Annotated in this window: 17 protein-coding genes; 11 read left to right on the top strand and 6 right to left on the bottom strand. The window is 71.6% G+C overall.

The genetic code is table 11. The features are described 5' to 3' along the window. The first annotated feature begins 21 nt into the window (after positions 1-21). From ABD329_RS14240 to ABD329_RS14215, 6 genes are all read left to right on the top strand, one after another. Complete coding sequence (locus tag ABD329_RS14240; protein ID WP_198281884.1) at positions 22-990, top strand: LLM class F420-dependent oxidoreductase; 969 nt, start codon at positions 22-24, stop codon at positions 988-990. A 14-nt stretch (positions 991-1,004) separates the two neighbouring features. Continuing rightward, a complete protein-coding gene (locus tag ABD329_RS14235; RefSeq protein ID WP_198281886.1) occupies positions 1,005-1,787 on the top strand; it encodes an SDR family NAD(P)-dependent oxidoreductase in 783 nt (260 codons plus the stop codon). Between the two features lie 387 nt (positions 1,788-2,174). Next, positions 2,175-3,302 carry an LLM class flavin-dependent oxidoreductase gene (locus ABD329_RS14230; RefSeq protein WP_198281955.1) on the top strand — a complete coding sequence of 376 codons (1,128 nt, stop codon included), beginning with the start codon at positions 2,175-2,177 and terminating at the stop codon, positions 3,300-3,302. Positions 3,303-3,412: 110 nt separating this feature from the next. Next, positions 3,413-5,155 carry an N-acyl-D-amino-acid deacylase family protein gene (locus ABD329_RS14225; protein ID WP_198281956.1) on the top strand — a complete coding sequence of 581 codons (1,743 nt, stop codon included), beginning with the start codon at positions 3,413-3,415 and terminating at the stop codon, positions 5,153-5,155. Between the two features lie 337 nt (positions 5,156-5,492). Continuing rightward, complete coding sequence (locus ABD329_RS14220; RefSeq protein ID WP_425574329.1) at positions 5,493-6,185, top strand: SDR family oxidoreductase; 693 nt, start codon at positions 5,493-5,495, stop codon at positions 6,183-6,185. An 82-nt stretch (positions 6,186-6,267) separates the two neighbouring features. Further along, the gene (locus ABD329_RS14215; protein WP_198277245.1) at positions 6,268-6,924 is read left to right on the top strand and encodes an O-methyltransferase; all 657 of its coding nucleotides are present in this window, start codon (positions 6,268-6,270) and stop codon (positions 6,922-6,924) included. A 33-nt stretch (positions 6,925-6,957) separates the two neighbouring features. On the opposite strand, the gene ABD329_RS14210 is transcribed toward ABD329_RS14215, so the two are convergent. Then, positions 6,958-8,478, bottom strand: a complete 1,521-nt coding sequence (locus tag ABD329_RS14210; protein WP_198277244.1) for a CehA/McbA family metallohydrolase — start codon at positions 8,476-8,478, stop codon at positions 6,958-6,960. A 323-nt stretch (positions 8,479-8,801) separates the two neighbouring features. Here ABD329_RS14210 and ABD329_RS14205 point away from each other — a divergent pair, with 323 nt between their 5' ends. The 3 genes from ABD329_RS14205 (at position 8,802) to ABD329_RS14195 (ending at position 15,829) form a co-directional block, all read left to right on the top strand. After that, positions 8,802-11,414: a bifunctional FO biosynthesis protein CofGH gene (locus ABD329_RS14205; protein WP_198277243.1), complete on the top strand. Its 2,613-nt coding sequence runs from the start codon at positions 8,802-8,804 to the stop codon at positions 11,412-11,414. Positions 11,415-11,505: 91 nt separating this feature from the next. After that, complete coding sequence (locus ABD329_RS14200) at positions 11,506-14,520, top strand: tetratricopeptide repeat protein (protein WP_198277242.1); 3,015 nt, start codon at positions 11,506-11,508, stop codon at positions 14,518-14,520. Positions 14,521-14,704: 184 nt separating this feature from the next. Further along, a complete protein-coding gene (locus ABD329_RS14195) occupies positions 14,705-15,829 on the top strand; it encodes an ADP-ribosylglycohydrolase family protein (RefSeq protein ID WP_198277241.1) in 1,125 nt (374 codons plus the stop codon). Here ABD329_RS14195 and ABD329_RS14190 read toward each other — a convergent pair. After that, positions 15,814-17,232: a glycosyltransferase 87 family protein gene (locus ABD329_RS14190; protein WP_198277240.1), complete on the bottom strand. Its 1,419-nt coding sequence runs from the start codon at positions 17,230-17,232 to the stop codon at positions 15,814-15,816. The genes ABD329_RS14195 and ABD329_RS14190 overlap by 16 nt on opposite strands. 253 nt (positions 17,233-17,485) lie before the next feature. Between ABD329_RS14190 and ABD329_RS14185 the strand changes: the two genes are divergently transcribed. Further along, positions 17,486-18,064, top strand: a complete 579-nt coding sequence (locus tag ABD329_RS14185; protein ID WP_198277239.1) for a GNAT family N-acetyltransferase — start codon at positions 17,486-17,488, stop codon at positions 18,062-18,064. Between the two features lie 80 nt (positions 18,065-18,144). Here ABD329_RS14185 and ABD329_RS14180 read toward each other — a convergent pair whose 3' ends face one another. Together ABD329_RS14180 and ABD329_RS14175 are read right to left on the bottom strand one after the other, a co-directional pair. Further along, entirely contained in the window at positions 18,145-19,719 is a 1,575-nt protein-coding gene (locus ABD329_RS14180) for a sodium:solute symporter family protein (RefSeq protein WP_198277238.1), read from the bottom strand. A 314-nt stretch (positions 19,720-20,033) separates the two neighbouring features. Further along, the gene (locus ABD329_RS14175; protein WP_198277246.1) at positions 20,034-20,816 is read right to left on the bottom strand and encodes an SDR family oxidoreductase; all 783 of its coding nucleotides are present in this window, start codon (positions 20,814-20,816) and stop codon (positions 20,034-20,036) included. Positions 20,817-20,986: 170 nt separating this feature from the next. Here ABD329_RS14175 and ABD329_RS14170 point away from each other — a divergent pair, with 170 nt between their 5' ends. Next, positions 20,987-21,814, top strand: a complete 828-nt coding sequence (locus ABD329_RS14170) for a hypothetical protein (RefSeq protein WP_198277237.1) — start codon at positions 20,987-20,989, stop codon at positions 21,812-21,814. A 151-nt stretch (positions 21,815-21,965) separates the two neighbouring features. Here ABD329_RS14170 and ABD329_RS14165 read toward each other — a convergent pair whose 3' ends face one another. After that, positions 21,966-22,175, bottom strand: coding sequence for a DUF397 domain-containing protein (locus ABD329_RS14165; protein ID WP_037947978.1), 210 nt, complete (start codon positions 22,173-22,175; stop codon positions 21,966-21,968). A 193-nt stretch (positions 22,176-22,368) separates the two neighbouring features. Next, entirely contained in the window at positions 22,369-23,262 is an 894-nt protein-coding gene (locus ABD329_RS14160; protein WP_044571409.1) for a helix-turn-helix domain-containing protein, read from the bottom strand. Positions 23,263-23,290: the final 28 nt, after the last annotated feature.

Here is a 23,290-nt window from a genome sequence, read left to right as displayed (position 1 = left end):
CCACCGACAAGGAGGCCCGGCATGCGCGTCCTGCCCCGGGACCGGTTGAGCTACGGCATGCAGTTGCCGATCCAGTCGCAGTCCACCCTCTACGCCGAGCCGTGGGAGGCCGGGGCGGGCCCGGCCGAGCTGCTCGAGGTCGCCCGCGCCGCCGACCGGCTCGGCTTCGCGTACCTCGCCGTCTGCGACCACGTCGCGATCCCGCGGCGGCTGGCCGCGGCCATGGGCACCGTCTGGTACGACCCGGTGGCCACCCTCGGCTGGCTCGCCGCGGCCACCGAGCGGGTGCGGCTGCTCAGCCATGTGGCGGTCGCCGCGCTGCGCCATCCGCTGCTGACCGCCAAGCAGTACGCCACGCTCGACCACCTCTCCGGCGGCCGGCTGATCCTCGGGGTCGGGGCCGGGCACGTCCGGGAGGAGTTCGAGGCGCTCGGGGTGGACTTCGCCCGGCGCGGGGCGTTGCTGGACGAGACGGTCGACGCGCTGAAGGCGGCGCTGGGGCCGGAGGAGTTCCCCGACTTCCGCGGCGAGCGGTTCGCGTTCAGCGGCCTCGGGCAGGCCCCGCGCCCCGTCCAGGCGCCGCGGCCCCCGCTCTGGATCGGCGGCTCCTCGCCCGCGGCGGTGCGCCGGGCGGCGGTCCGGGGTGACGGCTGGCTGCCGCAGGGCGATCCGCGCGACCGGCTGCCGGGCCAGATCGCCCGGCTGCGCGAGCTGCGGAAGGAAGCGGCCCAACACGATCGTGGCTGTGACGAGCCCGCCGAGATCGGCGCGATCACCGAGCCCCTGTACGTGGGCGAGCCCGGCTGGGACGTGGGGCGCCGGACCCTCACCGGCGCGCCGGAGCGGCTGGCCGAGAGCCTGCGCGCCTACGCCGCGATGGGGGTGGACCAGATCCAGGTGCGATTCCGCTGCCGGGACCACACCGAACTGATCGACCAGATGGCGGCCTTCGCCGCCGATGTCGCTCCGCACCTCGATGACCAGGGATGACTAGGGAGATCGGAATGGGCAAGCTGGACGGGCGGGTCGTCATCATCACCGGGGCGGCGCGCGGGCAGGGTGAGCAGGAGGCGCGGCTGTTCGCGGCCGAGGGCGCGCGGGTGGTCCTCGGCGACGTACTGGATGAGCCGGGCGAGGCACTGGCCAAGGAGCTGGGCGAGTGCGCCCGCTTCGTCCATCTGGACGTGGGCCGCGAGGACGACTGGACCGCCGCCGTCGCCGCCGCGAAGGACGTCTTCGGCTCGGTGGACGGCCTGGTCAACAACGCCGGGATACTCCGCTTCAACGAGCTGGTCGGCACCCCGCTGGCCGAGTACCTGGAGGTGGTCCAGGTCAACCAGGTCGGCACGTTCCTGGGGATGCGGACGGTCGCGCCGGAGCTGGCGGCGGCGGGCGGCGGGACGATCGTGAACACGGCCTCGTATGTCGCCCTGTCCGGTATGCCCCTCCTCACCGCGTACGCCGCGACGAAGGCGGCGGTGGTGGGGATGACGCGGGTGGCCGCGATGGAGCTCGCGGACAAGGGCATCCGGGTCAACGCGATGTGCCCGGGCGCGGTCGACACCCCCATGACCAACCCGGCCCAGCTCGACCCGGAGGCCGACACCACGGAGGCGACGGCGGCGGTGGACGAGCTCTACCGCAAGCTGGTCCCGCTGGGCCGGATCGGCCGCCCGGAGGAGGTGGCGCGGCTGGCGCTCTTCCTGTCCTCGGAGGACTCCTCGTACGTCACCGGCCAGCCGTTCGTCGTCGACGGCGGCTGGTTGACGGGCGTCTCGGTGTTCTAGCGGACGCCCGACGCATGGTGCGGCTTCGGGCAGCGGCGTGTGGGGGCTCCGCCCCAGCCCCCGGCCGGTCGGCCGATGACGGCGACGGTCGACTCGCCCCCCGGGGCAGGGGCGGGGCGAACCCGGGACTCCGCGTGGGCGACCCGGATGTGCGCGGGCGCCCGCCCGGCCATCCGCCGCCCGCCGCGTCGGCGGCCGGGTCCTCGCCCCCCGGAGCCCCTGGTAGCGGGAAGGGGCGGGGACGGGGAGGGCCCGCCGCAACACCCCGTAAGCCCTCCGGCCCCGCCCGCCCCTCCACGGCCCTTGACGGTCCGTGCCCGCGGTGCCAGAGTCAATCAAAATCTGACGCTCCGTCAGATCGACGTTCGTCTGAGGCGGTGAACCTCCATGGAATTCGGACTCTTTGTGCAGGGCTACGTCCCCGAAAGCCGACGCCGAACCGACCCCGAGGCCGAGCATCACGCGCTCGTCGAGGAGACCGAGTACGTCATCCAGGCCGACCGGTCGGGCTTCAAGTACGTATGGGCCTCCGAGCACCACTTCCTGGACGAGTACTCCCACCTCTCCGCGAACGACGTCTTCCTCGGCTATCTCGCCCACGCCACCGAGCGCATCCACCTCGGCTCCGGCATCTTCAACCCGCTGCCGCAGGTCAACCACCCCGTGAAGGTCGCCGAGAAGGTCGCGATGCTCGACCACCTCTCCGGCGGCCGGTTCGAGTTCGGCTCCGGCCGGGGCGCGGGCAGCCACGAGATCCTGGGCTTCCTGCCGGGCGTGACCGATATGAACGCCACCAAGGAGATCTGGGAAGAGACGATCGCCGAGTTCCCCAAGATGTGGTTGCAGGACGAGTACCAGGGCTTCACCGGCAAGCACTGGACGCTGCCGCCGCGCAAGGTGCTGCCCAAGCCGTACGGGGCCGCCCACCCGGCGATGTGGTACGCGGCCGGATCGCCGCCCTCGTACGCGATGGCGGGCAAGAAGGGCCTCGGCGTGCTCGGCTTCTCCATCCAGAAGGTCTCCGACATGGAGTGGGTCCTCGACTCCTACAAGAACGCGGTCAAGGAGGCCGAGCCGGTCGGCGGCTTCGTCAACGACAACGTGATGGTCACCTCGACCGCGATCTGCGCCGAGACCCACGCCAAGGCCGTCGAGGTCGCGCTCGGCGGCGGGCTCAACTACCTCCAGTCGCTGCTCTTCCGCTACCACGACACCTTCCCCCGCCCGGACGGCATCCCGCAGTGGCCCGAACTGCTGCCGGAGTACACCGAGGAGATCATCGAACTCCTCATCGCCGAGGAGCTGATGATCTGCGGTGACCCGGACGAGGTCTTCCGCCAGTGCAAGCGGTGGGAGCAGGCGGGGGCCGACCAGCTGTCGTTCGGGCTGCCGATCGGGATCGGCTACGAGGACACGATGAACACGATCAAGCTCATCGGCGAGCACGTCATCCCGAAGATCGACACCGATCCGGTGCACCGCACGACCCGCTTCCGCCAGGCCGTCACCCAGTAGCCGCGCAGGCCGTCATCCAGTCGTCGCGCAGGCCGTCATCCAGTAGCCGCGCAGGCCGTCACCCACTGGCCGCAGACGCCGGCCGCAGCCGCGAGAAGGGACCTGAACCCGTGCTCGACCACCTGATCAAGGGCGCCACCGTGGCGGACGGCACCGGCGCGCCCTCGTACGTCGCCGATGTCGGCATCCGGGACGGCCGGATCGTGGCCGTCGCCGAGCCCGGGGCCGTCACCGAACCGGCCCGGTCCACCGAGGACGCCACCGGGCTCGTCCTCGCGCCGGGGTTCGTCGACCCGCACACCCACTACGACGCCCAGCTGTTCTGGGATCCGTACGCGACCCCGTCCATGAACCACGGCGTGACCACCGTGGCCGGCGGCAACTGCGGCTTCACCCTCGCACCGCTCAACCCCGACCGGCCCGGCGACGCCGACTACACCCGGCGGATGATGAGCCGGGTCGAGGGCATGTCGCTGGTGGCGCTGGAGCAGGGCGCGCCCTGGAACTGGCACGGCTTCGGCGAGTACCTGGACGCGCTGGAGGGCCGGATCGCCGTCAACGCGGGCTTCATGGTGGGGCACTGCGCACTGCGCCGCCATGTGATGGGCGAGGACGCGATCGGCGGACAGCCCAGCCCCGCGCAGTTGGAGGAGATGCTGCGGCTCTTCCACGAGGCGATGGACGCGGGGGCGTGGGGGCTGTCCACCACCCAGTCCTCGACCCACTCGGACGGGGACGGACAGCCGGTCGCCTCCCGGCACGCCCGGCCCGGGGAACTCCTGGCGCTCTCCCGGGCCGTCGGCGACCACGAGGGGACGCAGATCGAGGCGATCGTGGCGGGCTGTCTCGACCAGTTCGCCGACGAGGAGATCGAACTGCTGGTGGACATGAGCGCGGCCGCCGGGCGCCCGCTCAACTGGAACGTGCTGACCATCGACGCGGCCGTCCCCGAGCGGGTGCCGCGCCAGCTCCAGGCCAGCGAACGCGCCCGTAAGGCGGGCGGCAGGATCGTCGCCCTCACCATGCCGATCCTCACCCCCATGAACATGTCGCTCGGCACCTTCTGCGCGCTCAACCTCATCCCGGGCTGGGGTGACATCCTGGGGCTGCCCATTCCGGAACGGATCGCCAAGCTCCGTGAACCGGCCGTGCGGGAGGAGATGCTGCGCCGCGCAGGCAGCCCCGAGGCCGGGGTCTTCCGGCGGCTCACCCACTTCGGCCGGTATGTCATCGGCGACACCTACAGCGAGGCCAACGCCGGGCTGACCGGGCGCGTCGTCCGCGACATCGCCGCCGAGCGCGGACAGGAGGCGTTCCACTGCCTGGTGGAGATCTGCGCGGCGGACGAGATGCGTACGGTGCTGTGGCCGATGCCGACCGACAACGACCCGGCCAGCTGGGAGTTGCGCCGGCAGACCTGGGAGCACGAGGACGTCATGCTCGGCGGCTCCGACGCCGGGGCCCATCTGGACCGGATGTGCGGCGCCCCGTACACCACCCGCTTCATCGGCGACTGTCTGCGCGGACGGAAGCTGGTCGGCCTGGAGCAGGCGGTACGGATGCTGACGGACGATCCGGCGCGGCTGCTCGGGCTCCGCGAGCGCGGCCGGATCGCCGAGGGCTACCACGCCGACCTGGTCCTCTTCGACCCCGACCGGATCGACGCGGGCCAGGCGCGGCTGGTCCACGACCTGCCCGGCGAGAGCCCCCGGCTGGACTCGCGCGCGACGGGCATGGTGAGCGTCCGGGTGGGCGGCACGGAGACCATCCGGGACGACGAGATCACCGGCGCGGTGCCGGGGAAGGTGCTCCGCTCGGGCCGTGACACGGAGACGGTGAGCACGAGGGGCTGAGCTGGTGACGCGCACGGTGGCCGGGCCCGGCGGGCCGGAGGGGGTCGGGCCCGGCGGGCCGGAGGGGGTCGGGTCCGGCGGGCCTGAGAGGGTCGGGTCCGGCCCCACCGCCTCCGCCGGCCCCACCGCCTCCGCCGGCCCCACCGCTTCCGCTGGACCCACCGGCCCCACCGCTTCCGCCAGACCCACCGGCCCCACTGCTTCCGCCGGACCCACCGGCCCCACCGCCTCCGCCGGACCCACCGGACCCGCCGGACCCGCCGGACCCACCGGACTGGGCTCCCTCACCGGCCGGGCCGCCCTGGTCACCGGTGGTTCACGGGGTATCGGGCTCGCCGTGGCGGAGGCGCTGACGGCGGACGGCGCGGCGGTGTGCGTCACGGCGCGGGATCCGAAGGGGCTGGCCGACGCCGTACGCCGCCTCGGCCCGCGCGCCATCGGCTGCCCGGGGGACGTGGCCGACCCGGCCCACCCGGAGGCGGCCGTGGCCCGCGCCCTGACCGAGTTCGGCCGCCTCGACATCCTGGTCAACAACGCGGCCACCAACGCCCCGCTCGGCCCGCTGATGGCCGTGGACCCGCTCGCCTGGCGCACGGCCTTCACGGCCAATGTGGAGGCCCCGCTGCGGCTGACCCAGGCGGCCTGGCGGGGCTGGATGCGCGACCACGGCGGGGCGGTCGTCAACATCTGCACCGAGGGCACCCACGGCGTCGGCCCGGACGTCGGCGCCTACGGCACCACCAAGACCGCCCTCCTCCGCCTCACCCGCCAGCTCGCCGGAGAACTGGCCCCCGCCGTCCGCGTCAACGCCGTCTCCCCGGGCCTGGTCCGCACCGAGATGGCCCGCTTCGTCTGGGAGCCCGGCGAACGGGAGATCGCCGCGACGCTCCCGCTGGCCCGCATCGGCGAACCGGAGGACGTGGCGCGCGCGGTCCGCTGGCTGGTCTCGGACGAGGCGTCCTGGATCACCGGCACGGACCTGGTGGTCGACGGCGGCCGCCGCGTCCGCGCGGCCCGCCGCGCCAACTGACAGGACACACGGCCCCGTTCGTGGACCGGGGCAGCCCCATATCCGCTAGACGAGACGCAACGTAGCGTCTACTCTAGAGCCCATGCCACTCACTCACACCCTTGCCGACCCCCGGGTCGAGACCGCCATCAGCCGCATGTTCAAGCTGGCCGAGCAGGACGACACCGCCCAGGCGCAGCTGCCGCCCGGCGCGCTGGAAATGGCCCCGCAAGAACTCGCCGACGCCGCGGCCGGGATCTACATGCCGATCTCCGCCGATGGCGGGAAGCTGCTCTACAACCTGGTGCGGGCCATCCGCCCGGCCACGGTGGTCGAGTTCGGGATGTCCTACGGGATCTCCACGCTCCATCTGGCCGCCGCGGTGCGGGACAACGGCACCGGGCGCGTCATCACCACGGAGATGAGCAAGGAGAAGATCGCCGCGGCCCGCCGCACCTTCACCGAGACCGGTCTCGACGACCTGATCACCGTGCTGGAGGGGGACGCCCGGGAGACCCTCGCCGGCCTCGAGGGGCCCCTGGAGCTGGTCCTGCTCGACGGCTGGAAGGACCTGTGCCTGCCCGTGCTGCGGATGCTCGAACCGAGCCTGCGGCCCGGCGCCCTCGTCGTGGCCGACGACATTGACCAGTTGGAGGGCCCCATGCGGCCTTACCTCGACTACGTGCGCGACCCGGCGAACGGCTACCAGAACGTCAGCTTCCCCATCGAGGACGGCATGGAGATCAGCTGCCGCCTCTGACGCCGCCCGCCGCGCCGCCCGGTCGGGAAGCCGTCAGCGCTCGCCCAGCCAGATCGGGTTCGTCATCGCGGCCATCGGGCCCGGTATGCCCGATGCCCCGCCGTCCGCCGGGGCATGGCGGACCTCGGCGCGGACGTACGCCGCGTAGGACGCCGTCGTGCGCCATTCGGCGGTGAGCTCGCCGGAGGCGGGGACCGGCGTTCCGTAGAGCTGGCCCTGGTCGGTGATGAACCGCACCGAGCAGCCGGGGCCCACGCCGGAGACCTTCAACCGGACCGTGATCTCCTCCGCGCCACCGACCTTCAGGCGCTCGCCGATTCCGGCGTGCTTGCCGCGGCCACCGACCGCCTCGAAGGTGAGGTCGATCTTGGAGGACTCCGCGATCCAGCTGCGGCCGGCCCGGATGCCCTCCTGGAGGGCGGTGCGGGAGAGGTCGTCGGCGAGCACCACCGTCTGGGGCAGGCCGACGACCTGGGGCTCGCGGTGGGCGTCGCTGTGGCCGACGGCGGGCAGCCAGCGGCCGTCGCCACGGGCGGCGGCCACCAGCGTGTTGTCCCACTCGGAGATCGTGATCTCGTCGTCGGGGGTGAAGTCCGCGTTCCACACCTCGACCGCGTCGGCCTCGTTGAAGCCGAACTTCCAGTTGCAGCCGACACAGGTGCCGTGCGGATGGGCCGGGATCACCAGGCCGCCGGCCTGCCGGACCTTGCGGGCGAACTGGCCGAAGCGGTTGTCCCGGGCGCGGTAGCGCCAGTCGATGAAGACGCCGGGGTCGGTGCCGAGGGCGACCACATGGCCGTTGCGCGTGGTGATCTCCTCACCGGTGAGGATCAGCAGGTCATCGCCCCACAGACCCTCGAACGCGGCATGCGCCGACGTGGTGTTGTGCTCGGTGGTGGTGATGAAGTCCAGCCCCGCGGCGCGGGCGGCGGCGACCAGCTCGGCCGGGGTGCGCTTGCCGTCCGAGTACACGGTGTGCAGATGAGAGTCGCCCCGGTACCAGGCGCGGCCCCGGCCCTTCGCCCGCTGCGGCGGGTACACCGGCTTGCGGGCGGTGCCGGGCGCGCCGTACCGCAGCGTCACGGTGACCTTGTAGTCCAGGCCCTGCGGGGCGACCGTGTACGGCCCCAGCACCACATGCCAGGTGCCCGCCCTGACCGGCCCCGCCAGATAGCCGGGGGTGGCCTCCTCGGCGCTGATGGCGAACTCCGTACGGGCCCCGCCGGACCAGCCGCGGAAGCCGCGGCCGCCCAGCTCCGTGCCGCGCTCGTCGAAGATCCCGATGTCGCAGGCGTTGCCCTGCGTGCCGGCCGGGACGGCCGGCTTGTCGTACGAATACGACACGGCGATCTCGCGCACTCCGCGCGGTACCTCGACCGGTACGTAGACGAAGTCGGGCGCGCCGGTGGGCAGATGGCCGCTGAGGGTCTTGGTCTGCTCAGGACCGTCGGCCGTGCCCGCCGCGTCGGCCTGGGTGAAGGTCATGGGATCGAGTGTCAGCACACCCGCCGCGCCCGCAAGCGCGGAGAGCCTGAGTACATCGCGTCGCTGCATGAGGTGCCCCCCAGAGTCGAGAGTGCCGTCCGACACCCGCGTGACACCGTTGTACGCGTGGGTGACACGCGCGGAAAGCCCTGTGGATAACTCCATGGCCGAGAGGGAACGGACGGCCCCGCCCCGGCCCCGCCTTCCCCGCCCGGCGATCCGTGCCCCGCCAAGTCCGGTCCGGGCGGCGGCCGTCGGCGCCCGGTGGGCGCGGCCCGCATGTCGCACCGCGCCGTATTCCCGCCCGCGGCCCGCGACCGCCGTGATCAGACCCACAAAACCGCAGGCCCGGGCCGTCTGGCGGTGTCACACACCGCTCGTATGCTCGGAGGATGACCACGAGCGCGCAGGGAAACGAACCGGGTGCCCCGACTGGCTCCGCCGCCCCCACAGCCAACGCGATGCGCCGTGCGCTCAAGCGCGCCCGCGACGGCGTGGCGCTGGACACCGCCGAGGCGGCGGTGCTGCTCCAGGCGCGCGGTGACGACCTGCGGGAGCTGATGGCCTCCGCCGCCCGGGTCCGCGACGCGGGCCTGGAGGCGGCCGGGCGCCCCGGGGTCATCACCTACTCGCGCAGCGTCTTCATCCCGCTCACCCGGCTGTGCCGGGACAAGTGTCACTACTGCACCTTCGCGACCGTCCCCGGCAAGCTGCGCCGCGCGGGGCACGGGATGTTCATGTCGCCCGACGAGGTCCTGGCCATCGCCCGCCGGGGCGCCGAAATGGGCTGCAAGGAAGCGCTGATCACCCTCGGCGACCGCCCCGAGGACCGCTGGCCCGAGGCGCGCGAATGGCTGGAGGCCGAGGGGTACGACGACACCATCGCGTACGTACGGGCCATGGCCATCCGCATCCTGGAGGAGACGGGCCTGCTGCCCCACCTCAACCCCGGCGCGATGACCTGGACCGACTTCCAGCGGCTCAAGCCGGTCGCCCCCTCCATGGGCATGATGCTGGAGACCACCGCCGAGCGGCTGTGGAGCGAGCCCGGCGGCCCGCACTACGGCTCCCCGGACAAGGAACCGGCGGTGCGGCTGCGCGTCCTGGAGGACGCGGGCCGCAGCTCCGTCCCGTTCACCAGCGGGCTGCTGATCGGCATCGGCGAGAACCACGAGGAGCGGGCCGAGTCGCTGTTCGCGCTGCGCCGCGTCTCCCGCTCGTACCACGGCATCCAGGAAGTCATCGTCCAGAACTTCCGCGCCAAGCCGGACACCGCCATGCGCGGAATGCCGGACGCGGAGCTGGACGACTTGGTGGCCACCGTCGCCGTCGCCCGCCACATCCTGGGCCCGTCCGCCTGCATCCAGGCGCCGCCGAACCTGGTGGACGCCGAGTACGAGCAGCTCATCGGGGCCGGTATCGACGACTGGGGCGGCGTCTCGCCGCTCACCCCGGACCACGTCAACCCCGAGCGCCCCTGGCCCCAGGTGGACGAGTTGGCCGAGCGCTCCGCGGCCGCCGGCTTCCGGCTGCGCGAACGGCTCGCGGTCTACCCCGAGTACGTACGGCGGGGTGAGCCCTGGCTGGACCCCCGGCTGCTGCCGCATGTGACCGCCCTCGCCGACCCCGAGACCGGCCTGGCCCGCGAGGACGCGATCCCCACCGGGCTGCCCTGGCAGGAGCCTGACGAGGCGTTCAGCGCCTCGGGCCGCACCGATCTGCACCGCGCCATCGACACCGAGGGCCGCACCGGTGACCGCCGTGAGGACTTCGACGAGGTCTACGGCGACTGGGAGGCGCTGCGCGAGGCCGCCGCCCCCGGGATGGTCCCCTCCCGCATCGACGCCGACGTCAAGGCCGCGCTGGCCCAGGCCGCTGACGACCCGACCCGGCTGACCGACCCCGAGGCGCTGGCCCTGCTCCACGCCGAGGGCCCGGCGCTGGACGCCCTGTGCCGCATCGCCGACGATCTGCGCCGGGCGACCGTGGGCGACGACGTCACCTATATCGTCACCAGGAACATCAACTTCACCAATGTCTGCTACACCGGCTGCCGCTTCTGCGCCTTCGCCCAGCGCCGCACCGACGCCGACGCCTACACCCTCTCCCTGAACCAGGTCGCCGACCGCGCCCAGCAGGCGTGGGACGTGGGCGCGGTGGAGGTCTGCATGCAGGGCGGCATCCACCCGGATCTGCCCGGCACCGCGTACTTCGACATCGCACGGGCCGTCAAGGAGCGCGTGCCCGGGATGCATGTCCACGCCTTCTCCCCGATGGAGGTCGTCAACGGCGCGACCCGTACGGGCATGTCCATCCGCGAATGGCTGACGGCGGCGCGCGAGGCGGGCCTGGACACCATCCCCGGCACGGCCGCCGAGATCCTGGACGACGAGGTGCGCTGGGTCCTCACCAAGGGCAAGCTGCCGACGGCCACCTGGGTCGAGGTCATCAAGACGGCGCATGAGCTGGGCATCCGGTCCTCGTCCACGATGATGTACGGCCATGTGGACCAGCCCCGCCACTGGCTGGCCCATCTGCGGCTGCTCGCCGAGATCCAGCAGGAGACGGGCGGCTTCACCGAGTTCGTCACCCTCCCCTTCATCCACACCAACGCCCCCGTCTACCTCGCCGGTATCGCCCGCCCCGGCCCCACCACCCGCGACAACCGCGCCGTCACGGCCATGGCGCGGATCCTGCTCCACCCCCATATCCCCAACATCCAGACCAGCTGGGTGAAGCTGGGCACGGAGGGCGCCGCCGAGATGCTCCGCTCCGGCGCCAACGACCTGGGCGGCACCCTTATGGAGGAGACCATCTCCCGTATGGCGGGCTCCTCCTACGGCTCCTACCGCTCCATCCAGGACCTGGTGGCCATCGCCGAACTGGCCGGCCGCCCGGCCCGCGCCCGCTCCACCACGTACGGCCCCGTCCCCGAGGACCGCCAGGCCGCCGCCCTCGCCTCGGACGGCCATCTGCCGGAGCTGCTTCCGGTGCTGGGGGACTGAGCCGGGCCCACGGTCGGACCGGGTCCGGCTCAGGGTTCGCGGGCGCGCCGCGCGGATACGCTGCCATGGGGAGCAGGGCGAAGGGGGACCCATGGCAGAACGGCGTCCGACGATGCGCGAGCTGATCCAGCGGCGGCGCCGGTTCGTGGGGCGGCGGCAGGAGATGGCCGCGTTCCGGGAGAACTTCGCCGTACCGCCCGAGGACGCCGCGCACCACTTCCTGTTCCATGTGCGCGGCGACGCCGGGGTGGGCAAGACGACGCTGCTGCGGCAGCTGGAGAACACCGCACGGGAGCACCGGGCGCTCACCGCCTCCGTGGACGAGTCGGTGAACAGCGTCCCCGAGGTGATGGCGGCCATCAGCGCCCAGTTCGCCGAGCAGGGCCATCCGCTGAAGTCCTTCGACAAGCTGCTGGCGACCTACCGACAGCGGCGCCACGAGGCCGATTCGGCGGCGCAGCAGCCTGTGCCGCCGCCTTCGGAGGAGGCGGCGGGCGGCCCCCAGCCGTCGGCGTCGAGCGCGTTCGCCGCCCGGGCGGGCCTCATCGGGCTCGGCATGGTGCCGGGCGTCGGGGCGTTCGCCGGGGCGGCGGAACCGGACCGGGTCGCCCAGGCCGCCGACCGCGCCCGGGCCAAGCTCAGCGCCCGCCTCCGCAGCCATGACGACGTCGACCTGGTGATATCGCCCCTGGACGCGCTCACCCCCGCGTTCCTCAAGGACGTGGGCGAGGCGGCCGGGTCCGTGCCCTGGGTGGTGTGGTTCTTCGACACCTATGAGCGCACCGGGCCGCTGCTCGACCTGTGGCTGCGCGATGTGATGTTCGAGGGCCGCTACGGCTCGCTCCCGGCCAACGCGGTGGTGACGCTGGCCGGACAGGGCACCCTCGCCCCGCGCTGCTGGGCCGACTACGCCGACCTCGTGGTGGACCTCCCCCTGGTCCCGTTCACGGAGGCGGAGGCCCGGCAGCTCCTGACCGCCAAGGGCGTGGCCGACGAGCAGGTGATCGAGGTCGTCCTCCGGCTCACCGGAGGGCTGCCGGTGCTGGTGTCCATGCTGGCCGAGGCGCGGCCCACCACCCCCGAGGCCGTGGGCGACCCCTCCGGCACCGCCGTGGAGCGCTTCCTGAAGTGGGTGAGCGACGAGACCCACCGCTCGGTCGCCCTGGCCGCGGCCCTGCCCCGGCGCCTGGACGAGGACGTCTTCGCGGCCGCGGTGGGCGAGGAGGCGGCCGAGCTCTACGGCTGGCTCCGCTCGCTCCCGTTCGTGGGCGACGGCTCCGGCCGCTGCCGCTACCACCAGGTGGTCCGCACGGCCATGCTGCGACTCCAGCGCAACCAGTCCCCGCAGGCGTGGCGCGCCCGCCACCTCCGGCTGGCCGATGCCCTCGCGGGATGGCAGCGGGAGATCGAGGAGACGCTGGAGGGGGACGAGAGGTGGGAGCACGAGCGGTGGCTGGACTATCGGCTCGAGGAGGCGTACCACCGGCTGTGCGCGACACCCGAGGAGGCCCTGCGCGAGGAACTGCGCGCCTATGTGTGCGCGTATATCGACTACGCGTCGGCGTCCTGGGAGCACCGCTGGCGGCAGATGCTCGTGGAGGCGGGCCAGGATTCCGGCAGCGCGTCCGTGGCCGCCTGGGGTGACCGGCTTCTCGCGGAGTCCACGAGGAGCGACCTCGTCGACAACATGACGCGGCTGCTGGACGAGGTCGGGTCGGACGACAGGGCCGTGGCCATGGCGCTCGGGATCCGCGGCATGGTCCGCGCGGACCTGAACGAACTGGAGGGGGCGCTGGCGGACGCGGAGCGGGCGCTGGAGCTGGACGCCGACTGCGTTCGCGCCCTTGCGGCCCGCGGGAGTGTGCACCTCGACAGGGAGCTCTACGAGCAGGCGCTGGAGAGCTTCGACCGCGCCATGGCACTGGATCCCGACTTTCCCTGGCCGCTCGCCCGGCGTGGCGAGGCGTATCGCCTGCTCGGACGGTACGAGGAAAGCCTCGCCGACCTCGATCGCGCCTTCGACCTGCACGAGAGCGCGTGGACCGTGGGGACCCGCGCGCAGGTGCACCACGCCATGGAGGACTACGAGAAAGCGCTGACGGATTTCGGACGGGCGGTGGAGATCGCCCCCGAATGGGCCTGGGTCTACGCGGAGCGGGCCAAGACCTACCGTTTTATGGAGCGGTACGAGGAGGCACTCGCGGACTACGACCGGGCCATCGAACTCGGGGCCGACTACGTCGCGTTCGGGCGTGTTCAAGCCCTCCGCGGCCTTGAGCGTTACGCGGAGGCCATCGACGCGGCCGACCGGATCCTGGTGTCCCACCCCGGTGAGCAGGTCGTGTTCGCCGAGCGCGGTGAGGCGTACCGGATGACGGACCGCTTCCAGGAGGCGCTGGCGGACTTCGGCCGGGCCATCGAGATCGAGCCGTCGTATGTGCTCGCGCTGATCCGTCGAGGGGAGACGTATCAGCACATCGGCCGGCTCGGCGAAGCCCGGGCGGACTTCGACACCGCCGTCTCCGCCGCTCCCGACGAGGCATGGGTGTTTGCGCCCCGGGGCTTCCTGCGGCTGCGCCTTGGTGAGGACGCGACGGCCCTCGCCGATCTGGACCGGGCGCTCGGGCTCGACCCCGACTATGTGCAGGCGCTGGAGGCCAGGGCCAGGTGCCACCGCCTGGCGGGCCGGTACGCCGAGGCCGCGACGGACATCGAGCGGGCGACGGCCCTGGACGGCCAGGATCTCGACGTCGCCTTCGAGTACGCGATGCTGGTGAGCCGCACGGCAGGTCTCCCCGAGGCACGAGAGCGGTGGATCGCCTTCGAGGCGCTTCTGGAGGAGCAGGCCGACCAGTGGGACCCTCAGGCCCGGGTGGCCGCCCCGATCGCCAGCAGGGCCGCCCTCGGGGACGGGGCCGGGGCGGAGCGCTTGATCGCGGAGCTGACCGCCACCCGGCCGTACTGGGAGATCGTCGACGACGTCATACGCGCCCTGGACGACCTCGCCCGGTGCCCCGGGGCCGACCCCGCCCTGCTCGCCGCCCTCCGCGCCCCGCTCGCCGAGCTCCGGGCGAGTCTGGACCACGGCCGGGCACCGCTCGGATAAGGGCTTTCGGTACGCGGCCGACATTCGGTGCGGGAATTCGCATTCTCGGAATGCGACACTCCGCCGTCTTCTCCGTGATGACGCCTTCACAATCCGCGGCGGCCAAGAGGCGATCATTAGGTGTCCATTACAGTTCAAAGACAGTTCAGGGCCATTCACGCAGCGAAGAAAAGAGGCATAGGTCGTGACCGCAACCGCCAGCGCAGCGACCGGCGTATGGGGCCGCGCCGAACAGCAGGACTTCCGCAGCCGGGTGCGCGGCTGTCTGCTCGGCGGGGCCATCGGGGACGCGCTGGGGGCGGCCGTGGAGTTCGCCTCCCTGGACGAGATCAGGGCGGCACACGGACCCGAGGGCGTGACGGACTTCCTGCCCGCCTATGGCGGCCGCGGACGGGTCACCGACGACACCCAGATGACGCTGTTCACGGTGGATGGACTGATACGGGCGCAGGTGCGCCGCGACACCGGGGCCTGGCACCCGCCCACCGACATCCACTCCGCCCACCGCCGCTGGTACTCGACCCAGCGCGACTGGGGCCCCGATGAGCGCCGTAAGGACGCCGGCTGGCTGGCCCGCGAGGAGTGGCTGTACGCCCAGCGGTCCCCGGGCCGGGCCTGTATCACCGGGCTCGCCGACGAGACCATGGGCACCCTGGAGCGGCCCAAGAACCCGGACTCCAAGGGATGCGGCGCCGTGATGCGCTCCGCGCCCTTCGGACTGCTGGTGGGCTGGGAACCGCAGCTGGTCTTCCAGCTGGCCATCGAGTGCGCGGCCCAGACCCATGGCCACCCCACCGGCTATCTCTCGGCCGGTGCCTTCGCCCTCATCGTGCACGGCCTGGCGCGCGGCGAGGCGCTGGACGGAGCCGTCCAGCGCGCCCTCGCCCATCTGGCCGCCCGCCCCGGCCACGAGGAGACCACCCACGCGCTGCGGCACGCCCTCGGCGCCGTACGGCAGGGTCTGCCGACCCCCGACCGCGTCGCCTCGCTCGGTGAGGGCTGGACCGGTGAGGAGGCGCTGGCGATGGGTCTGTACTGCGCCCTGGTCGCCGAGGACGTCCGCCACGGACTGCTGCTCGCGGTCAACCACGGCGGGGACAGCGACTCCACGGCGGCCATCTGCGGCAATCTGCTGGGCGCGCTGCACGGCGAGACGGCGCTGCCGCCGGCCTGGCTGGCGGAGGTCGAGGGGCGCGGCACGATCCTGGAACTGGCCGACGACTTCGCCATGGAGATGACCCAGGGCCCGGCCCTGCACGGCCCCGGCAGCTCCTCCCCGGCCTGGCTCACCCGCTACCCGCGCGCGTAGGTCCGCTCCGCGCCCGCACCGGCGGTGGTCCGCTGCCGCCCCAGGGTCCCGATCCCCTCCCATGGACGCCATGGACGCCTTACGGCGCGCGCGGTCAGATACGCGGCCACGCCCAGGAAGGCGACGCCGATCAGCGGATAGACGGCGGTCAGCAGCATCTGGGCGGGGTTCTGGTGGAGCTCCACCCGGGCCGGCCGGCTGTGGGGCGCGTACCAGACCATGAAGGAGCAGAAGAGCAGCCCGGTCACCACCGTCCAGGCCGTCCAGCCCGCCGTGCGCCGCCGCACCGCCTCCACCGCGAGCAGCAGCACCATCGGGACGGCCCACACCCAGTGGTGCGACCAGGAGACCGGGCTGACCATGAGGGCGGTCACCGCGCAGGTCAGGGCGGCCCAGGCGCGGGCGTTGGGCAGGCGGCTGTCGTCGGTCAGCTGAGCGGCCACCGCCGTGGCCAGGCCCACACAGCCGACCACCGCGGCCGCCGCGAGCCACCACATGCCCGGGTCGGGGGTGTGCAGCACGCGCGCGAGGGCGCCCTTGAGGTTCTGGTTGCCCGCGCCCTCGACATCGCCGGGGCGGTCGGTGGCGAAGACGACCTCGGTCCAGAAGCGCCGGGAGTCATGCGGCAGCGCCAGGGCCGAGAACGCGACCGTAAGGACGAAGGCGGCGGTCGCGACGGCCGCGCGCCGCAGGTGGTCGTTGAGGAAGCGCCGTGACGGCGGACCGCTTCCGGGCCCGGTGCGCCTGCGGGTCGCCGTGGCCGCCCGCAGCCGCCGCAGGCCGAGGAAGAGTCCGGCGAGCCCCAGGAAGACCACGAAGAGCCCCGGGGTGAGCTTGATACCGGTGGCGATGCCCGTCCCGACCCCCGCCCAGCGGTGGCCCGACCGGCGGGTCAGATCCCATAGCACCAGCGCCGTGACCAGCAGATTGATCTGCCCGTAGCGCAACGTCGTCCACACCGGCTCGCACCACACCCCGACGGCGGCCAGGGCCAGGACGGCGGCCGGTCGCGGCACCCGCGCGGGCAGTCCGATCAGCCGCAGCGACAGATGGGCCACGGCGACCATCAGGACGAGATTGACCGCCGTCCCGAAGGTCCGCAGGACGCCCGTGCTCATCACGGTCAGCGGGGTGAAGAGCAGGGCCGCGAACGGCGGATAGGTATTGGGGAGATTGTGCTCAGTCGCCCGCATGTCGTACAGATCCATCGCATTGCGTACGGTCCATCCCTCGGCGCGATAGACCAGCAGATCGACCATCGACACCTGGGCGGCCCGCTGCGCGATCCAGAACCCGGTGAAGGAGAGCAGGCAGAAGACCGCCGCGCACAGGACCGGTCGGCGCAGTACGAGGGCGCGGGCCCGGTGGATCCGGGAGTCGGTGATCGTCTGGGTGGCGGTCACGGGGGCTCCAGAGGTCCCGGAGGACGGCGGCTCGGTGGGGCGGGGCGAGTCGGGTCCGGGTGGTGCGGTCGGTGCGGTTGGTGCGATTGGTGCGGTCGATGGCAGGCGGGCTCCGACGGCCGACCATAGTACGTTCCGGATGCGAACCGCAGATGAGCAAAAGGTTGCCTGGACAGGCATGATCACCTCACCGCCGCCCCGGCCCCGCGTTCCACTTCCGTCCCGCCGGAACGGCCGGCCGTAAGGTGGGCCGGTGCCTGCCTCCGCCGCCGTCATACGTGACGCCACCCACGCCGACCTGGCCGCCATCGCCGCGATCTACGGTCACTACGTCGCCGAGACCGTCGTCACCTTCGAGGAGACCCCGCCCACCGTCGAGGACTGGGCGCGGCGGCTGGCGGAGCTGACCGACCGGGGCCTGCCGTTCCTGGTCGCCGAGGTCGACGACGGCCTTACGGCCTCCGGGGACGACGGCCGTACGGCCCCCGAATACGGCGGCCTTACGGTCGTCGGATACGCCTACGCCGGGCCCTGGCGTCCCAAGCCCGCGTACCGCCACACCGCCGAGGACGCCATCTACCTCGCCCCCGGGCGGACCGGCGCGGGGCTCGGGGCCGCGCTGCTCGACACCCTGCTCACCCGCTGTGCCGAGGCGGGCGTACGGCAGGTCGTCGCGGTCATCGCCGACTCCGGCAGCGGTGCCTCGGCCGCCCTGCACCGGCGCTTCGGCTTCCGCCCGGCGGGTCTGCTGGCCGGGGTCGGCCACAAGCACGGACGCTGGATCGACACCCAGCTCATGCAGTGCGACCTGACGGCCCGCGCGCCTCGATAGACGGCACAGACCCGGGCCGCCGGTCACCCCGCACTGGGTGGTGACCGGCGGCCCGGGTCATGGCCGCCGCGCGGAAGGCGTCAGTCCGTGGCGCCCGCGACCGACTTGCGGTCGTCCGCGTCGCCCTGCTCCGGCACCGGCAGCGCGGCACTCGCGGAACCCGGCCCGTCGTCATCCGAGTTGAGCGAGGCGAGGATGGCATCGCGCTCCGGGGTGTCCTCCGGCTTGATGTAGCCGACGACGATGAAGAGCACGAGCGAGACCGCGAGCGGGACGGAGATCTGGTACTCCAGGTTCACACCGCCGTCGATCGCGTCGTTGATCGGGTAGTTGACCAGGTAGAAGGCGATCAGCCCCATCGCCCAGCTGACCAGCGCCGCCGTCGGACCCGACTTGCGGAAGGTGGCCAGCATGCCGAGCATCAGCGGGATCGCGATCGGTCCCATGAGCCCGGCGACCCACTTGATCACGACGGTGATGATGTCCCCGAAGAAGTCCGAGTTGACCTGGGTGGCGATGGCCATCGACAGGGCGAGGAAGAGCAGCGTGGTGTAGCGGGCCGCGAGCAGCCCGGTGCGGGAGGACCATTCCCGTACCGACTTGAAGACGGCGGGCATGATGTCCCGGGTCACCACGGCCGCGATCGCGTTGGCGTCCGAGGAGCACATCGCCATGGTGTGCGAGAAGAAGCCGACGATCACCAGGCCCAGCAGACCGTGCGGCAGCAGGTGTTCGGCCATCTCGGCGTACGAGTCGGCGGGCTTGTCCGTCTTGATGATCAGCGGCGCGACCCACATCGGGAAGAACAGCACCAGCGGCCAGACGAACCACAGGATGGCCGACAGCCGGGCCGAGCGCTTGGCGGAGTGGGCGCTGTCGGTCGCCATGTAGCGCTGCGCCTGGTTCCACATGCCGCCGTTGTACTCGAAGGTCTTGATGAAGAGGTACGCGAGCAGGAAGACCAGGGTGTACGGGCCGACGGTCGGCTGGTGGTGGCTGTCCGGGAGGTCGTCCCAGACGGTCCAGAAGGTGGAGAAGCCGTCCAGCTCGTGGAGTACGGCGATCAGCATCGAGATGCCCGCCACGAACTGGATGATGAACTGGCCGAGTTCGGTGAGCGCGTCGGCCCACAGCCCGCCGACGGTGCAGTAGACGGCGGTGACCGCGCCCGTGATCAGGATGCCCTGGTTGAGCGAGACGCCGGTGAAGATGGAGAGCAGGGTGGCGATGGCCGCCCACTTGGCGCCCACGTCCACGATCTTCAACAGCACCCCGGACCAGGCCAGCGCCTGCTGTGTGGGCAGGTTGTAGCGGTTCTTCAGATATTCGAGCGGCGAGGCCACCCTGAGCTTGCTGCGCACCCGGTTCAGGCGCGGCGCGAAGAGATTGGCGCCGATCGCGATGCCGATGGCGATGGGGAAGGACCAGGTGACATAGGAGGTGATGCCGTATTGGTAGGCGATGGCCGCGTATCCCGTGAACATCACCGCGCTGTAGCCGGACATGTGGTGCGAGATCCCGGACAGCCACCACGGCATCTTGCCGCCCGCGGTGAAGAAGTCACTGACGTTGTCCACACGCTTGTGTGACCAGAGGCCGATGCCGACCATGACACCGAAGTAGCCGATCAGTACAACCCAGTCGAGACTGTTCATGTCCCCTCCCAGGGGTCCGCCATATGAACGGGAGCGCACTTCGCCGCGACGTTCGTCATGGGCGGTTCCCCCGAGCGGGAGCGGGGTACTTCCGGGATTGAACCGCTCGTTCGGGCGACCGGTCAAGGGTTCTAGAGGTCACGAATGTGAACGCAGATCAGAAAGAGGAACGAATTTACTCTTTCTTGACCTGACGGGGCGTTGTCGTTCGCATGTCTGTACGCCCACGATGAGCGGGCACTTCGTCAGACGCACGCCCACCGATCGCTGGGTCGCACGGGAGCGGGATCCCGAAAGGCCGGACAGGAGTAGCGCTAACGCATCAGTTCACCGGCGTTCACCAGCAGCGACTGTCCGGTGATCGCCCGGGCCCGGTCGGAGGCCAGGAATGCCGCGGCCTCCGCCACATCCCCGTCCGTCGCCAGCTCCGGCAGGGCCATCCGGTCGGTGAGCCGGCTCAGCACCTCGGCCTCGCCCACGCCCTCGGTCTGCGCGGTGAAGGTCACATACGCCTGCACCGGCGGCCCCCACATCCAGCCGGGCTGCACGGTGTTGACCCGTATTCGGTGCGGACCAAGCTCACGCGCGAGCGCGTACATGGCGGAGGTCAGCGCGCCCTTGGAGGCGGCGTAGGCGGTCTGGCGCAGCTCGGTGGGGGCGGCGGAGGACGACTGGGTGCCGATCAGCACGACCGATCCGCCGTCCCGCTTCAGCGCGGGCAGACAGGCGCGGGTCATCCGGAGCGTCCCGAACAGATTGATGTCCACCACCCGGGCCCAGGACGCGAAGTCGGCGTCCGCCAGCCCGCCGAAGTGGCTGTCCAGCGCGGCGACATGGACCACGGCGTCGATCCGGCCGAAGCGGTCGAGGGCGAGCGCGGCGAGGGCCTCGCACTGCGCCTCGTCCGCGATGTCGGTGGGCCGCCAGGCGGTGCGCTCACCGCCCGGATCGACCTCCTCCGCCACCTTCGGCAGCCGTTCCTCGGTCCGTGCCCCCAGCGCCACCCGCGCCCCGTCCCGGACGCAGGCGGCCACCACCCGGGCCCCCAGTCCGGGTCCGACCCCGGAGACGACGACGGTCTTGCCCTCCAGCGGCATGGCGGTCCCTGACATGGCGGTCCCTCCCGTGTCTGGCGTCGCGTCAGATTAGGGGCACGGCCGTGAGATGACCAGAGCGTCATCGGCCCCGTTTTCGCCGTCCGATTCCGCGCACTTGATTCGTGCGCACCCCTCCCCAACTGACGTCACGTCAGCTACACCTGAGGGACATGACGAGCGACGCGTACGCGGAACTGGCCTCCGTCGGCCCGTACGGGGTGCGCCCTGGCCATGCCCTGATCACCCTGGTCGAGCCGCATCCTGGCCATGAGTACGCCTACAACCGCTGGTACGAGGACGACCACTTCATCGCGGGCGCGATGGCCATGCCGTGGATCTACGCGGGCCGCCGCTGGGTCGCCACCCGTGAGCTCCAGCTGCTGCGCTACCCCGAGAAGTCGGCGATCGCCCAGCCGGTGACCGCCGGCTGCTACCTCTCCGTCTACTGGCTCACCGAGGGGCGCTACGCGGACCACATGCGGTGGACGGTCGGCATCAACAAGCGGCTGTTGCGGGACGGGCGGGTCTACCAGGACCGTACGCATGTCTTCACGGCCTTCCAGGACCACGAGGCCACCGTCTACCGGGACGGGGCGGCCGGGCCGCGTGACCACCACGCGCTGGACCACCCCTACGCCGGGCTGGCACTGGAGGTGATCGAGAGCGAGGGCCCGGAGCAGCGGGAGGAACTGCTCGCGTGGCTCCGATCCAGACATCTGCCGCGCCGGCTCGCGGGCTCACCCGCCGCGATGGTGACGGTCTTCCGGCCGACCCCGCTGCCCTCGGACCGGATGTCGTATGTGAAGCAGGTCGAGGGGGTCGACACCCGGCTGACCCTGCTCTGGTTCCTGGAGTCCGATCCCCGGGAGTGCTGGGACCCCTGTTTCACCGGTCTGGACGGCGAAGTGGCCGATGCCGGTCTCGGCCGGGTGGAATTCATGGCGCCGTTCATTCCGACGATTCCCGGTACGGACCAATACGTGGCGGAACTCCGCTGAACCGGCGATGTCCGCTGAACCGGCGATGCGGGAATACGCCGGAAACGGCAAGAGCCCTCTCGGCAGGGACGGCGACCGGTCGAGAGGGCTCGGGTGCGGGCTTGGCGCTCCGCGCCGCCGACCGCGCTACCGCGGCCGGGTGCTGCGGAGATCAGTCGAGGTCGAAGGCGCCTCGGCTGACGTCGGACACAAAGGCCGACCACGATGCGGGGGCGAAGCTGAGCGTCGGTCCCTGGGGGTCCTTGGAGTCGCGCACGGCGATCTCGCTGATGACCGGGGAGGAGATTTCCACGCAAGCGCCGTTTCCGGCCGAGTACGAGGATTTCACCCACATGCTCGTCTTTCCCTGCTGAATGGACACGATTGCTCCGATGCATTGTGTAGATGAGACGCACCCCCGATTGGAGGCGTCACCGACGTTACTCGGCAACATCGTCCGGAAAGCGGGCCATTCACTCGACCGGATGGCATATTCCCGTGGCCCCTTCCGCGGCGAGGCGCGGAGGTGTAGCCTCCGCCCTTCGCCGTTCGCGCCGGAGCGTTTCCGTCCCTCCTCAGTCCGCCGGAGCCGCCTCGCTCTCCTCCTGGTGCCGGCGGGCGTGCTCCTGCGCCATCTCGGTGATGAACTGGCGGCTCTGATCCGCGTTCAGCGCCTGGGCCCGCAGATGCTCGTACATCATGCTGTAGCTCTGCACATCGCTGAGCTTCTCCAGATACAGGTCGCTGGTCACGCCCTCGAGATAGACGACGCTGGTGTCGGACTCGTCCGAGAACTCCAGGATGGTGAACTGCCCGCTCATCCCCGGGTGCGACCCCATGTCGAAGGGCAGCGCCTGCACCGTCACATGGGGCTCGTGGCTCATCCGGACCAGATAGTCCAGCTGATCGCTCATGATCTTGGAGTTGCCGACCACCCGCCGCATCGCCGCCTCGTCCACGACCGCCCACAGCCGCAGCGGGGCCAGCGGATCGGTGATCCGCTCCTGGCGCCTGAGCCGGACCTGGACCCGCTGGGCGATCTGGTCCTGCGGGGCCTCCGGCAGGGCGCCGCTGATCACCGCCTCCGCGTACTCCGGGGTCTGCAAGAGGCCCGGCAGCACCTGGGGTTCGTAGACCCGCAGCGACGCCGCGTCCGTCTCGAAGCCGATGTAGACGCTGTACGGCACATCGCCGAAGGCGTTCCACCACCCCTGTTGGCGCGACTCCTTCGCCATTTGCATCAGGGAATCGACCAGCGCCTTGTCCTCCACCTTGTAGGTGCGGCAAAGGTCGCGCACATCGCGCTGGCTGATGCTGCGGCGCCCGTTCTCCAGTCGGCTGATCTTCGACTGGGAGACCATCAGCTCCTCAGCCACCTCCTCCGCCGTCATGCCCTTCTCCTGGCGGAGCCTGCGCAGTTCCTGGCCCAACCGGCGTCGCCGGACAGTGGGGCCGACGTTCGATGTCACGGGACGTGCACCTCCGGCTTCGTACTGC

The organism is Streptomyces javensis (assembly GCF_039525925.1).
In the GTDB taxonomy this organism is placed as follows: domain Bacteria; phylum Actinomycetota; class Actinomycetes; order Streptomycetales; family Streptomycetaceae; genus Streptomyces; species Streptomyces asiaticus.
This window is presented reverse-complemented; position numbering and strand designations above follow the sequence as displayed.

What these genes read in the sequence shown, in the direction of transcription:
- ABD329_RS14240 (WP_198281884.1), top strand. Translation starts at nt 22, where the DNA reads ATGCGCGTCCTGCCCCGGGACCGGTTGAGCTACGGCATGCAGTTGCCG.
- ABD329_RS14235 (WP_198281886.1), top strand. Translation starts at nt 1,005, where the DNA reads ATGGGCAAGCTGGACGGGCGGGTCGTCATCATCACCGGGGCGGCGCGC.
- ABD329_RS14230 (WP_198281955.1), top strand. Translation starts at nt 2,175, where the DNA reads ATGGAATTCGGACTCTTTGTGCAGGGCTACGTCCCCGAAAGCCGACGC.
- ABD329_RS14215 (WP_198277245.1), top strand. Translation starts at nt 6,268, where the DNA reads ATGCCACTCACTCACACCCTTGCCGACCCCCGGGTCGAGACCGCCATC.
- ABD329_RS14210 (WP_198277244.1), bottom strand. Translation starts at nt 8,478, where the DNA reads ATGCAGCGACGCGATGTACTCAGGCTCTCCGCGCTTGCGGGCGCGGCG.
- ABD329_RS14205 (WP_198277243.1), top strand. Translation starts at nt 8,802, where the DNA reads ATGACCACGAGCGCGCAGGGAAACGAACCGGGTGCCCCGACTGGCTCC.
- ABD329_RS14200 (WP_198277242.1), top strand. Translation starts at nt 11,506, where the DNA reads ATGGCAGAACGGCGTCCGACGATGCGCGAGCTGATCCAGCGGCGGCGC.
- ABD329_RS14180 (WP_198277238.1), bottom strand. Translation starts at nt 19,719, where the DNA reads ATGAACAGTCTCGACTGGGTTGTACTGATCGGCTACTTCGGTGTCATG.
- ABD329_RS14175 (WP_198277246.1), bottom strand. Translation starts at nt 20,816, where the DNA reads ATGCCGCTGGAGGGCAAGACCGTCGTCGTCTCCGGGGTCGGACCCGGA.
- ABD329_RS14170 (WP_198277237.1), top strand. Translation starts at nt 20,987, where the DNA reads ATGACGAGCGACGCGTACGCGGAACTGGCCTCCGTCGGCCCGTACGGG.